Source organism: Salinimicrobium soli (genome assembly GCF_048323655.1).
GTDB lineage: Bacteria > Bacteroidota > Bacteroidia > Flavobacteriales > Flavobacteriaceae > Salinimicrobium > Salinimicrobium soli.
Genome location: NZ_JBLUWW010000001.1, coordinates 908,473 through 922,446, shown reverse-complemented (window position 1 = coordinate 922,446; position 13,974 = coordinate 908,473). Strand labels below are relative to the sequence as shown.

Here is a 13,974-nt window from a genome sequence, read left to right as displayed (position 1 = left end):
ACGAAGAATGCAAACAGGAGAAAAACCTACTCTTCTTTCAGAAAATTGATATTGCGTTTAAGGCCGCTGTACTTTGTTCTTTTCACCGCCGACTTTTTAAAGACCTTCCTGAAAGTTTCTTCAGTGATCTCTTCCCAATCCTTTTTGCTCATTGAAAGCAATTCCGGATGTGGATCAAAAAGTGGTTCCCGGTGAGGTTTTGAAAAACGGTTCCAGGGACAAACATCCTGGCACACATCACAACCGAACATCCAATCGTCAAACTTCCCTTTCATGCCTTGCGGCAACTGGTCTTTCAGCTCAATAGTAAAATAAGAGATACACTTACTTCCATCAACTTTATACGGCTCCACAATGGCCTGGGTAGGGCATGCATCGATGCAGGCGGTACAACTCCCGCAATGATCGGTTACGGGATTGTCATATTCCAGCTCGAGATCTACAACCAATTCGGCAATAAAGAAGAAAGAGCCGGTTTTCTTTGACAATAAATTCGTGTTCTTCCCAATCCAGCCAAGTCCGCTTTTGGCAGCCCAGGCTTTATCGAGCACAGGTGCCGAATCTACAAAAGCCCGGCCTTCCACCTCGCCAATTTCATCCTGAATGAACTGCAGCAGCTGCTTCAGTTTGTCTTTGATAACAAAGTGATAGTCGGTACCATATGCGTATTTACTGATCTTATAGGAATCCTCACGCTGCTGTTCCTTCGGAAAATAATTGAGCAGCAGGGAAATAACACTTTTGGAACCTTCAACAAGTTTGGTAGGGTCAAGGCGCTTGTCAAAATGATTCTCCATGTAAGACATTTCACCGTGCATGTTGTTCTTTAGGTAATTTTCCAGCCTAGGCGCTTCCTCCTCCAGAAAACCGGAACGGGAAATTCCGCAGGATAAAAATCCCAGCCGATCTGCTTCGGCTTTAAGAAGGGCAGTATTTCGGGAAGTAGTATTCAAATCAGCGTTTTTGGAACCTAAGGATTGCGTTCTTTGGTTTGAGCGTGATCAAAGGTAAAATTTCGATCTTTTCTTTATTGGTGCTTATTCTGAACCTTGAAACCAGTTCAGCAATCGTCAGCACCATTTCATACATCGCAAAATTGTTGCCAATACACTTGCGCGGACCGGCACCAAAGGGATAATAGAAACTCTTGCGCCCTTCAGAAAAGCGATCAGGATTGAATTTTTCGGGATCCTTCCAGAACTTTGGATTGCGGTGGATCTCATAAACCGAAAAAAGCAGGCTTAAGCCCTTCGGAAAATGTTTTCCTTCGAAATCATCTTCCTCAATATTCACCCTGTCGATAAAATATGCGGGCGGATAGAGGCGCATTGCTTCCTCGATGACGTGCTGGGTATAGCTGCACTTCCGAAGTAATTCAAAAAGATCTTCAGAGCTTTCTTTGGCCTCTTTTACTTCGGCAGCCACTTTTTCCTGAACCTCAGGATGACGGGCCAACAATTCACAGGTAAAAGTAAGAGCATTGGAAGTGGTTTCATGACCTGCAGTGAACAGGATGAGGATCTCATCAATGAGCTGTTTTTCGCTCATAGCCGTGCCGTCGTCGTAACGGGCGTCCAACAGCATGTCCAGCAGATCATCCCGGCGCTCCCCGGAAGCCTTGCGTTCATCGATAAGACGTTGTAAAATGTCACGTGCTTCATGCGTTAGTTCAAGGTTGTGCCGAATATCCCCATGCAACCTGAACCACCAGTTCAAATACGGCTGCCGCAGCTCCCGCACCAGCATCTTTTGCGCCGACTCTGTAATATACTGCAGCCTGCCGATCTCCTCCTGCCCCACGGCGCTGCTAAAAAGCGATTTTACCACAGTTTGAAAAGCCAGGTCGTTGAAGACGGGGAAAATATCCATTGGCTGATCTGTCCGCACCTTTTTCAGCTCTTCGAGAATAGCCGAATTCATACTGCCGAGCAAATTAACCAGCTGTTTTTTATGAAAGGCAGGCTGTATTAATTTGCGCTGCTTTCGCCAATATTCCCCTTCAGAGGTAAGAAGACCTTTACCAAGATATTTGGCTACATCCTCAGTCTGGATGGGTGATTTTGTGTAGTTCTTTTGATTTTTTGTGAGTACGTATTCAGCCAATTCCGGATCACGGGAAAAGATCACCGTCCTGCCCCAGCCCACATTTAGCTGAAAGGTATCTCCAAGGGCTTCGAAGCGTTCATGATGAAAGGGTAACGGGTTCTTCAGGATCCTGCGGGCATTGGCGTAAAACCGCAGCCGGGATACTTTGGGAATTCCTTTGATCTCTTTCATGATTTTTCTTCTAAACCTCACAGGTTTTTGAAACCTTTGGGTTTGTAGGTTAAAATAATCCTCCCTGTATTCCGCCTCTCTCGCGTCCCAAGTGGCGGTAAGCCGCCTCGGTGACTTCACGACCGCGGGGAGTTCTTTGTATAAATCCCTGCTGTATCAGGAAAGGTTCATATACCTCTTCAATGGTCTCTGCACTCTCGCTTACTGCTGTTGCCAAAGTTGTAATTCCTACCGGGCCACCTTTAAACTTATCAATAATGGTGGTTAAGATCTTATTGTCCATTTCATCGAGTCCGTGGGCATCCACATTCAAAGCCTTCAAGCTGTATTTGGCGATCTCAATATCGATCTTTCCGTTCCCTTTGATCTGGGCAAAGTCGCGTACCCTTCTTAATAAGGCATTGGCGATACGCGGAGTTCCCCGGCTGCGTCCGGCGATCTCGATGGCAGCTTCCATAGAGATTGGCACCTTTAAGATATGGGCACTTCTTTGAACGATATCTGAGAGTAATTCGGTAGTATAGTATTCCAGCCTGCTGGAGATCCCGAAGCGGGCTCTCATTGGAGCAGTTAACAATCCGCTACGGGTAGTCGCACCGATTAAAGTAAAAGGGTTGAGATTGATCTGAACAGACCGTGCATTTGGCCCGGTCTCGATCATGATATCGATCTTATAATCTTCCATGGCCGAGTAGAGATATTCTTCCACCACCGCGCTTAAACGGTGTATCTCATCAATGAACAGAACGTCACGTTCATCCAGATTGGTAAGCAATCCGGCGAGATCTCCCGGTTTATCAAGAACAGGTCCTGAGGTGACTTTTATTCCCACATTCAGCTCATTCGCCAGGATATGGGCCAGGGTAGTCTTTCCCAATCCCGGAGGGCCGTGAAAAAGGGTGTGATCAAGGGCCTCTCCCCTTTGATTGGCTGCTTCTACAAAAACCTTGAGATTATCAAGTACCTGATCCTGGCCTGCGAAATCGTCAAATTCCAGGGGCCTTAAGGCTCTTTCAATGTCCAGTTCATCAGAAGAAAAATTTTCCCCTGTAGGATCGAGGTGCTCGTTCATAGTCAATTATTTAGTTCAGCAAAGATAAAAGAAAAAGCCTTTTCGGGTTTCGAAAAGGCTTTTCTTTATAGGTGCAAAAATGAGATCTAGTGATTGAGTTCTTCTTCGTCTTTTTGAAGCGGAACCGTTTGCGGTGCAAAATCCTGCCCCGGAATCACATATTCCCCATTCTCATTAGTCTTACTGTAGTCATATGCCCAACGGTACACTGTTGGTAATTCTCCCGGCCAGTTACCATGTATAGGTTCTATAGGTGTAGTCCATTCTAATGTAGTTGCATTCCATGGGTTTGCAGTCGCCCTTTTTCCGAAGAAAATAGAGTGAATGAAATTATACAGGAATACCAGTTGTACCAGTGCAGTAATGATCGCAAAGATGGTGATCAAAACGTTGATATCTGCAAGATCATCAAAGTATGGGAAGGCAGTGTTGTCATAGTATCTACGTGGAAGACCAGCCATTCCAACAAAGTGCATCGGGAAGAATACTCCGTAAGCTCCAACAATGGTCACCCAGAAGTGAATGTATCCCATGTTCTTGTTCATCATCTTACCGAACATCTTAGGGAACCAGTGATAGATACCTGCAAACATTCCATATAGCGCAGAGATACCCATTACCAAGTGGAAGTGAGCTACCACGAAGTAAGTATCGTGAACGTTAATATCCAGTGTGCTGTCTCCAAGAATGATCCCGGTCAAACCTCCTGTAATGAAGGTAGAAACGAATCCAATGGAGAATAACATCGCAGGGTTCAACTGCAGGTTACCTTTCCAGATGGTCGTGATCCAGTTAAACGCTTTCACTGCGGAAGGGATCGCGATCAAAAGAGTGGTAAAGGTAAATACAGATCCAAGGAACGGGTTCATACCGGACACGAACATGTGGTGTCCCCAAACGATGGTTGAAAGGAAAGCGATACCAAGGATCGAAGCGATCATTGCACGATATCCAAAAATAGGTTTTCTCGAGTTCGCTGCCAGCACTTCAGAAGCAATACCCATGGCAGGAAGAATAACGATATAAACTTCAGGGTGCCCCAGGAACCAGAACAGGTGTTCGAAAAGTACCGGTGAACCTCCCTGGTAGTGTAGTACTTCCCCTTTAAGGTAAATATCACTCAGGAAGAATGAAGTTCCAAAGCTACGGTCCATGATCAACATAAGAGCTGCTGAAAGTAATACAGGGAAAGAAACAACCCCGATGATAGCAGTCACAAAAAGAGCCCAAATGGTCAATGGCAAACGGGTCATTGACATTCCTTTGGTTCTAAGGTTGATAACAGTAACAATATAATTAAGCGATCCTAATAATGAAGACGCAATGAAGATGGCCATAGAAGTAAGCCATAGCGTCATTCCGAGTCCCGAACCACCAATTGCCTGTGGCAGTGCACTCAATGGAGGATAGATTGTCCACCCCGCCGATGCCGGTCCAGCTTCCACGAACAAAGATCCAAGCATAATGATACAGGAGATAAAGAACAACCAGTAGGAAACCATGTTCATAAATCCGGAAGCCATATCCCTTGCTCCAATTTGGAGCGGAATAAGTAAGTTACTAAAGGTACCACTCAATCCCTGAGTAAGTACAAAGAATACCATGATAGTACCGTGAATGGTAACCAAAGCAAGATAGATCTCGGGGCTCATTACTCCTCCCGGAGCCCATTTCCCAAGGAACATCTCGAATATCTTGAATGATTCTGCAGGCCAGGCTAACTGCATACGGAAAAATACAGACATTGCTATCCCTATAATTCCCATAATAAGAGCCGTGAAAAGGTATTGCTTGGCAATAACCTTATGGTCCATGCTAAAAATATACTTTGTTATGAAAGTACCCTCATGGTGGTGGTCATCATGAGCGTGATCATTAACCTCTGCGTGTCCTACTACTGACATATTATCTTAATCTTAACTTTAATTATTTTCTACCTGGGCTACTTCTACATCACTTTCCGGCGTTGATCCGTCAAGTGGCTCCATCGTTTCACTGAACTTCTTTTGTTCTGCCATCCATGCCTCAAACTCAGCCTGAGTTTCAACCACGATCTTCATTTGCATATTGTAGTGTGCCACACCACAGATCTTATTACACAACAGGTAATAGTCAAACTGGTTGTAATCTGTCAAAGGTTCTCCCCCTTCGGCAGTAAGGGCAACATTTTTCTCTTTTCTGATATCCTGGATCCTTGCAACTTTTTCCCTCATATATTCTGTTTCCCTGATCTCTTCGGAAGTAACCGTTGGGGTAAAGGAAAACTGCGTGATCATTCCCGGAACAACGTTCATTTGTGCTCGGAAGTGTGGGAAATAAGCAGAATGCAACACATCCTGTGATCTAAACTTGAACAACACGGGACGATCTACAGGAAGGTGAAGTTCACCCACGATCACATCGTCGTAAGCGTATTGGTCACTTACATCAACTCCCAGAGTATTAGAACCTTCAATAAATCGTACGTTGGCTTTTCCAAGTACGTTATCCTCTCCGGCATAGCGTGCGGTCCAGTTGAACTGCTGAGCATATAATTCAATAACAATAGGATCTTCTTCTTCGGCCACATCCATGATATCAGACCAGGTGAACAATCCGTAGATGATAAGTCCGGCAAGAACGATCACCGGAATGATGGTCCACACAAACTCAAGTTTATCATTGTCTGCAAAGAACAAGGCTTTTTTGCCCTTTTTACCCTGGTATTTAAAGGAGAAGTAGTACAGCAGCCCCTGAGTGATGATCTGCACGAACATGATCACAGCCATGGTGATCAACAACAGGTTATCATACTCGATACCGTGTTCAGACGAAGCCGCCGGTAAAGCGCGGTCTCCGAATGCCCAGAAATTGTACAGCATGAAAATATAGAATGCTATTCCGAAGGCCAACAGGATATTTCCCTGTGTACGGTTGTCCTTATCAGTAGCCACCTCTGTCGAGTCACCGGGTACAGTGCTTCTTGACAACTGGAAGATCTTGGTAAGTTGCCAGATAGTTATCGCGAAAAGCGCTACTACTATGATGATTAAAAATACAGTCATTTCTTAATTTCTTCTTTATACAATTTTCTAATAATGGTAATGCTCGCTCTCTTTTCTGAACGGATTTCTCTTCACAAGTAAAGGCGCTTTTGTAAGGTTGCTGAATACTACAAAAATAAACAATCCTCCAAAGAATGCTAATGCACTTAATTCAGGTATTCCAATGAACCAGGATTCTCCAACTGTTGCCGGCATGATCATTACAAAGATGTCAAGATAGTGACCAATAAGGATGACAATACCGGTAGCTACCACAAACCAGTTCACTCGTTTGAAGTCTGAGTTCATTAACAACAGAACCGGGAACAGGAAGTTTATGGCCACCATTCCGAAGAATACAAGGTTATAATCTTCTATTCGGGATACAAAATACGTAACCTCTTCCGGAATATTAGAGTACCAGATCAACATGAACTGGGAGAACCATAGATAGGTCCAGAAGATACTGATCCCGAACATGAACTTGGCAAGGTCATGAATATGGCTGTCGTTCACAAAAGGCAAAAATCCTCTTGACTTCAGGTAAATAGTTACCAATGCGATCACGGTAATACCTGATACGAACAAGCTCGCAAATACATACCATCCAAAAAGGGTACTAAACCAGTGTGGATCCACACTCATTATCCAATCCCATGACATCATGGACTCAGTAACAATAAAGAATACGAGGAATCCTGCGGCCAGTTTGAAGTTCTTTTTGTACCAAACATTATCGGTTGCTTCGTCCTGACGTAAGGAATTTCTTCTCATAAAGTATCTGAACAGGTTCCACCCGGCAATATAAATAGCCGCTCTTATCAAGAAGAATGGAACATTAAGGAATCCCGATTTATTCTGAATGATCTCGTCATGCGCTACTACTTCAGGATCCATCCACACAAACAGGTGGTTCAAGTGCAATCCGGAAAGAAGTAATAAAACGAATACAATAAGGCTTCCCGGTAACAGGTAGGAAGTTATACCTTCCATCACCCGGAACAATACCGGTGACCACCCTGCCTGGGCAGCATATTGAACAGCATAGAAAGCCATCACTCCCAGGGAGATCATGAAGAAAAAGAATGCAGCCACATAAAGTGCAGCCCAAGGCTTATTTTGCAACTGGTGCAGAACATGCTCCAGATGAACCAGCTCATCATCTTCAGCCATCATATGTTCATTCTCATCAGCACGTTCAGTATCTAATTGGTGTTCTGAAGGCACAAAGTCAAAGCCTTCTTCGTCATCTTCCAGCTCATCTTCCAATTGGCCTGTCACAGGGGTTTCCATAACCTCTCCATGCCCGTCGTGAGCCACCATTTCCCTAACGTCTTCAATAGAGGAAGGTGCAGCAATAAATCCGTAGACCAAGCCTATCAGACCTACTACCATAAGAATGATAGAAAATAATTTTAATTTACTGGATAGCGTGTACATATTAATATATCTAAATGCTGTTATTCTTCGTTTTGATTTTCCTCTTCTGTGGTAGTTGAATCCTCAAGGGGCTCCATCACCTTTTCTGCATTCACTGCAGGAATCAGATCTTCCTCATTTACATATTCCCTTTCTGGGCCTCCTTCAAGATCATTTTTAAGTTTCATCACGTAATGAGCAATCTGCCAACGTTCCTCGATAGAAGTTTGTGAGGCATAAGACCCCATGGCATTCAAGCCGTAATACATAACATGGTAAACACTCCCTTCAGTAATAGCCCTTCCTACGTCATCATAAGAAGGTACTCCAAGAAATTTTTCTCTTTGTACCAGAATACCTTTACCATCCCCTTTGTCTCCATGGCACACTGCACAATATATTGTGTACAGGGCTTCTCCTTTTTGCAAGTTCTCCTCAGTATAAGGCAACGGATTTTCAAGATTAGCTTTTGCAGCCTGAAAGCCTTCCATAGAATTTTCATAATCATAAGGCATCCATCCTCTTGAAATAGTACCCTCTACAGGCAATTTAGCTTCCTGCTGATTAACAAATACATCGTATGCTCCATAGGGTTCATAACTTACCGTTTCGTACATGTTAGGCATATACTGGTAATTAGGCTTTGAGTTATCCATACAGGACACCAAACTCACTGCCAAAATGAAAAATATGGATGTTCTAAATAAACTTTTCATTGGTTTATTTCTTATCTGTTAGTTTAATTTCAGAAGCACCGGTATTGAACAAAAAGTCTGTAAGGTCTTCTGTGTTGTGATTAGCTACTTCCACTTCCATAAGAAAATGGTCATCGGTGGTTCTAACATCCGGGTTCTCAGCTGTTTTAAAAGGCCAAATCTTACTCCTCATATAGAATGTGAATACCATAAGGTGAGCAGCGAAAAATACGGTAAGCTCAAACATGATCGGCACAAAAGACGGCATGTTCTGAAGGAAGCTAAAGCTTGGTTTTCCTCCAATATCCATTGGCCAGTCCTCTATCATGATATAGTTCATCATGCTAACTGCAACGGCCAAACCAATACACCCGTAAATGAAAGATGTGATAGCGATCCTGGTGGGAGCAAGCCCCATCGCTTTGTCCAAACCGTGCACCGGAAAAGGAGTATATATTTCAGAAATTCTGTAACGAGCCTCCCTTACTTGCTTTACGGCCTGTAACAGCAAGTCATCATCGGTATAAAGTGCGTGTATAACTTTAGATGCCATTATTCTCTATTTTTTAAGTTCGTTTGCCTGCCCATTCCAATCACCACGGTTTTCAGGAGTCGGGAAGTTATCAATGATCTTTTCAAGCAGCTCATAATCATCAGCTGTAAGTCGGCTCACCTGCTCATAAGTGTAGATACCAACCTGGTGTAGTTTCTGCTCCATTACCGGTCCAACTCCATTGAGCTTCTGAAGATCGTCTGCAGATTGAGTGGCAGGATCAAATGTTCCAATTCTTTCCAACATTGAATCAACCCTATCCTTATCGACTTCAGAGTCTGTTAGTGTTTCAGTATGTGCAGTAGGATTATGCTCTTTAGTATTCTCATGCTCATCCCTACTGATCCATCCTTCCTCTTTATTTGCCTTAGGCTCTCTTCCCCATGGGTTTTGATCCACATGGCTAACGTGATCACCATGCTCTTCTCTTAATTTCTTATATTTTTCTCCGGAAGATTTCAAGATGGTCTTAACCTCTGCCTGAGCAATAACCGGGAAGGTTCTTGCATACAGAAGGAACAACACAAAGAAGAATCCGATAGTCCCGATGAAAATTCCTATGTCCACGAATGTTGGTGAGAACATTGTCCATGAAGACGGAAGATAATCTCTGTGAAGGGAGGTTACGATAATAACGAAACGCTCAAACCACATTCCTATGTTAACCACAATAGAAATAAAGAAGGAGAACATAATACTCGTTCTTAATTTTTTGAACCACATGAACTGCGGCGAGAACACGTTACAGGTCATCATCGCCCAGTAAGCCCACCAGTAAGGTCCGGTAGCACGGTTAAGGAATGCATACTGCTCATATTCCACACCTGAATACCAGGCCATGAAAAGCTCAGTAATATATGCAACCCCTACGATGGAACCTGTGATCATGATCACAATGTTCATCAATTCAATATGCTGAATAGTAATATAGTCTTCAAGATTGGAAACCTTTCTCATAATAATGAGAAGAGTGTTCACCATGGCAAATCCAGAGAAGATCGCCCCCGCAACGAAGTATGGAGGAAAGATCGTGGTATGCCATCCCGGAATTACTGAAGTAGCAAAGTCAAAGGATACAATGGTGTGTACAGAAAGTACCAGCGGAGTAGCCAACCCGGCAAGTACCAGGGATACTTCTTCAAAACGCTGCCAGTCTTTTGCCCGTCCACTCCATCCAAAACTCAGGATTCCGTAGATCTTCTTTTGGAAAGGTTTTACAGCACGGTCCCTTATCATAGCAAAGTCAGGTAGTAATCCTGTCCACCAGAAAACAAGGGAAACGGAAAGATAAGTAGAGATCGCGAAAACGTCCCATAACAGCGGGGAGTTAAAGTTCACCCATAATGATCCAAACTGGTTAGGAATTGGGAGTACCCAGTATGCCAACCATGGACGACCCATGTGAATAATTGGGAACAATCCTGCCTGGATAACGGAAAAGATGGTCATTGCTTCTGCAGACCTGTTAATAGCCATTCTCCATTTCTGACGGAACAACAACAGTACCGCAGAGATCAGTGTTCCGGCGTGACCAATACCTACCCACCAAACAAAGTTGGTAATATCCCAGGCCCAACCTACAGTTCTGTTAAGACCCCAGGTACCAATACCTGTAGAAACCGTATATATAATACAACCTAATCCCCAAAGAAAGGCAACAAGGGCAATAGAGAAAACGATCCACCAGGATTTGTTGGCCCGTCCTTCCACCGGCGCAGCCACATTGGCCGTCACATCATGATAGGTCTTATTGCCAAGTACTAGAGGCTTTCTTATGGGTGCTTCGTAGTGAGACATATGCTTATTATAATTAATTCTTTAAAATGATTTTTTATGCTTCAGTTGTATTTCGAACCTTGGTCTGGTACATCACGTTCGGTTTTGTACCCACATATTCCAAAAGATGGTACTTTCTATCATCTTCAGCCAGCTTTCTGATTTGGCTGCTATCATCATTCACATCTCCAAATACAATCGCTCCTTTATCACAAGCTGAAGAACATGCAGTTTGGAATTCTCCATCCTTAACCTCTCTACCATCTCTCTTCGCGTCAAGAATTGTCTTCTGAGTCTTCTGGATACATAGAGAACATTTTTCCATCACCCCTCTTGAACGTACTGTCACATCAGGATTCAATACCATACGACCAAGATCGTTGTTCATGTTGTAATCGAATTCATCATTCTTATTGTAAAGGAACCAGTTGAACCTTCTCACTTTGTAAGGACAGTTGTTCGCACAGTAACGTGTTCCCACACATCTGTTATAGATCATCTGGTTTTGACCCTGACGACCGTGCATAGTTGCTGCCACAGGACATACAGTCTCACATGGAGCGTGGTTACAGTGCTGACACATTACAGGCTGGAATACGGTCTGAGGATTATCAGAAGCCATTTCCATTTCACCAAACTGAGAAAGAGCATCTCCCAATCCGGACATATTATCTTTCTTCTCGACATCAGCCTCAAAGGTATCTTCAGAAGAGTAGTAGCGGTCAACACGCAGCCAGTGCATGTCACGGTATTTACGCACCTCTTCTTTACCCACTACAGGAACGTTGTTCTCTGCCTGACAGGCGATCACACAAGCACCACAACCGGTACATGCGTTAAGATCAATAGACATTTTGAAGTGATGCCCTGTAGAACGGTCAAAACCATCCCAAAGGTCAACATCTGCGGAAGTTACCGGCGTCTCAACATGATTCAAAGAAACTTCAGGGATCTTGTTCCAAACATGTACATCTTTGGTATTGAATATCTCCAGAGTGGTCTCTTTAATAATATCATCTCTTCCCATCAATGTAGTATGCAACTGAAGACATGCAAATTCATGTATTCCCGGTGCTTTTTCAATAGTCACATTTTGGAAAGACTTAAAGTCCTGGTATAGCGGGAAGGCATTTACACCTACCTGCATTTCTTTTTGAATTCCTTCTTTTTTACCGTATCCAAGCGCAAGGGAAACTACTCCTTTTGCCTGCCCCGGTTGAATGAATACAGGAACATTTGTAATTACATTATCACCCACCTTTAGGTTGACGAGGCTACCGTTCAACGCTCCATCAGCAACATGCTCATTCTCAAGCCCCAATGCTTCCGCATCAAATCTGGAGATCTTAAGGTAGTTGTCCCAGGAAGCCCGGGTGATTGGATCTGGCATCTCCTGCAACCATGGGTTGTTAGCCTGGTTTCCTGACCCCATTGCAGTAGAGGTGTATAACTCCAGCTCAAGGCCTTCCCCTCCGGCAGCAGCCATATTTCTGGCCGCAGCACTGTCGTTATTTGCTGAACCCGATACAGCATCGGTGTTCGCCATTGAAGCAGCTCCCACAGGTTCTGAACCTTCAAAGACGCCATCATGCAGAGCCTGACTCCACGAAGTGGATCCCATAGCACCTGACCAGGTTTCTTTTAAATAGTTATAGTAAGAAGTGTTGTTATCTGTCCATCGTAAAAGAGTATCCTGGAACTGGCTTGTATCAAACAAAGGTTTGATAGTTGGCTGCATCAAGGCATACTTCTTTTTAGTAAGTTGAATATCACCCCAGCTCTCAAGATAATGAGGAGTAGCCGCAATGTAGTTACAAAGCAAAGCGGTTTCATCCTTTTTCATGGAGAAAGCCACTGTAAGACTCACTTTTTTAAGACCTTCTACGAATTCTTCAGCAAAAGGAAGACTGTATGCAGGATTCACTCCGGCTATCAACAAAGCGCCAACCTGGCCGGAATTCATATCCGCTACTAATTGCTTCACTGCAGCAGCATTCCCCTGCCTGATCATTCTTGGATCTTCAGTATTCATCACCTGGCTACCAAGAGCTTCATTGATGGCAAGCACTAAAGTTTGAGCATCGGTTTCAGGAATTCCTGAAACAACAACAGCCTTACTTCCTGCCTTACGCAATTGTCTTGCAGCTTTCGCCACAGCATCATCAATATTTGCCGGCAGATTGTTAGAAGCTGAACCACCTGTCACATATCCATGAAGGGCAGCCAACACCATTTTTTGTTGTGAAATGGTAACAGGAACACGCCTGTCGGCATTCGCTCCGGTCAAAGAGAAGTTAGATTCGAATTGTACGTGGCGGGACATTTTTCCATTCTTCGGAATACGTCCTTTAGCGTACCCTGCATCATAACCACCACCGGCCCAATCTCCAAGGAAATCAGCTCCAACAGAAACGATAGTTTCCGCTTTAGAAAAGTCATAAGACGGCAATGCCCGGGTTCCGTAGCGTGCCTGGAAAGCATCCAGAGCAGCATCTTCAGAAACCGTGTCATACACCACATGTCTTACATTCGTATATTTTTGAGAAAACTCATTGATCAATTTTGAAGTAGACGGACTTGCAAAAGTTTGAGTAAGGAGCACGATCTCTCCGGAAACAGTATTAAGTTTATCTTTTACTTCTTTATCAAACTGCTCCCAGGAAACCACCTGACCGTTGGCCATTGGTCTCTGAAGCCGCTTATTATCATATAAGGAAAGAACAGAAGCCTGCACCCGTGCATTGGCACCGGTGGTTGACATTGTGTTCTGCTCAATTTTAATTGGCCGTCCCTCACGGGTCTTTACAAGCACCCCTGCAAAATCAAAACCGTCAGCCATAGTAGTAGCATAGTAATTAGCTACTCCCGGAACTATTCTCTCCGGCTGCACAACGTAAGGAATTGATTTCATTACAGGCCCTTCACAAGCCGCCAAGGAAGCAGCAGCTGTACTAAAGCCAACATACTTTAAGAAGTCCCTGCGGGAAGTCGTCGAACTTTCAAGAGATTCCTTATTGCCCAAGAACTCATCTGTAGGTATTTCCTCTGCAAATTCCTTCTGCCGATGCGCCTCAACAATAGAACTTGAATCTTTCAGTTCTTCAAGATTTTGCCAGTATTTCTTGTTTGATGACATATATTTAAATTTCTCCTTATTTT

The 13,974-nt window shown here is 43.8% G+C and carries 10 protein-coding genes; all 10 read right to left on the bottom strand.

Annotation, left to right across the window (positions count from 1 at the left end; genetic code table 11):
* Positions 1 to 26: 26 nt before the first annotated feature.
* Positions 27 to 953: a tRNA epoxyqueuosine(34) reductase QueG gene (gene queG, locus ACNORC_RS04200; RefSeq protein ID WP_418334341.1), complete on the bottom strand. Its 927-nt coding sequence runs from the start codon at positions 951 to 953 to the stop codon at positions 27 to 29.
* Between the two features lies 1 nt (position 954).
* Positions 955 to 2,277 (bottom strand): cytochrome P450, encoded by a 1,323-nt coding sequence (locus tag ACNORC_RS04195; RefSeq protein WP_418334340.1) that lies wholly within the window; start codon positions 2,275 to 2,277, stop codon positions 955 to 957.
* A 49-nt stretch (positions 2,278 to 2,326) separates the two neighbouring features.
* A complete protein-coding gene (gene ruvB, locus ACNORC_RS04190) occupies positions 2,327 to 3,349 on the bottom strand; it encodes a Holliday junction branch migration DNA helicase RuvB (RefSeq protein ID WP_418334339.1) in 1,023 nt (340 codons plus the stop codon).
* A gap of 86 nt (positions 3,350 to 3,435) precedes the next feature.
* On the bottom strand, positions 3,436 to 5,253 hold the full coding sequence (locus tag ACNORC_RS04185; protein WP_418334337.1) for a cytochrome c oxidase subunit I: 1,818 nt from the start codon (positions 5,251 to 5,253) through the stop codon (positions 3,436 to 3,438).
* Between the two features lie 18 nt (positions 5,254 to 5,271).
* The gene (locus ACNORC_RS04180; protein WP_418334336.1) at positions 5,272 to 6,393 is read right to left on the bottom strand and encodes a cytochrome c oxidase subunit II; all 1,122 of its coding nucleotides are present in this window, start codon (positions 6,391 to 6,393) and stop codon (positions 5,272 to 5,274) included.
* Between the two features lie 27 nt (positions 6,394 to 6,420).
* Positions 6,421 to 7,812: a quinol:cytochrome C oxidoreductase gene (locus tag ACNORC_RS04175; protein WP_418334335.1), complete on the bottom strand. Its 1,392-nt coding sequence runs from the start codon at positions 7,810 to 7,812 to the stop codon at positions 6,421 to 6,423.
* A gap of 20 nt (positions 7,813 to 7,832) precedes the next feature.
* Entirely contained in the window at positions 7,833 to 8,507 is a 675-nt protein-coding gene (locus ACNORC_RS04170) for a c-type cytochrome (protein ID WP_418334334.1), read from the bottom strand.
* A 4-nt stretch (positions 8,508 to 8,511) separates the two neighbouring features.
* On the bottom strand, positions 8,512 to 9,039 hold the full coding sequence (locus ACNORC_RS04165; protein ID WP_418334333.1) for a DUF3341 domain-containing protein: 528 nt from the start codon (positions 9,037 to 9,039) through the stop codon (positions 8,512 to 8,514).
* A gap of 6 nt (positions 9,040 to 9,045) precedes the next feature.
* A complete protein-coding gene (gene nrfD, locus ACNORC_RS04160; protein ID WP_418334332.1) occupies positions 9,046 to 10,836 on the bottom strand; it encodes an NrfD/PsrC family molybdoenzyme membrane anchor subunit in 1,791 nt (596 codons plus the stop codon).
* Positions 10,837 to 10,870: 34 nt separating this feature from the next.
* A complete protein-coding gene (locus ACNORC_RS04155) occupies positions 10,871 to 13,951 on the bottom strand; it encodes a TAT-variant-translocated molybdopterin oxidoreductase (protein WP_418334331.1) in 3,081 nt (1,026 codons plus the stop codon).
* Positions 13,952 to 13,974 lie beyond the last annotated feature (23 nt).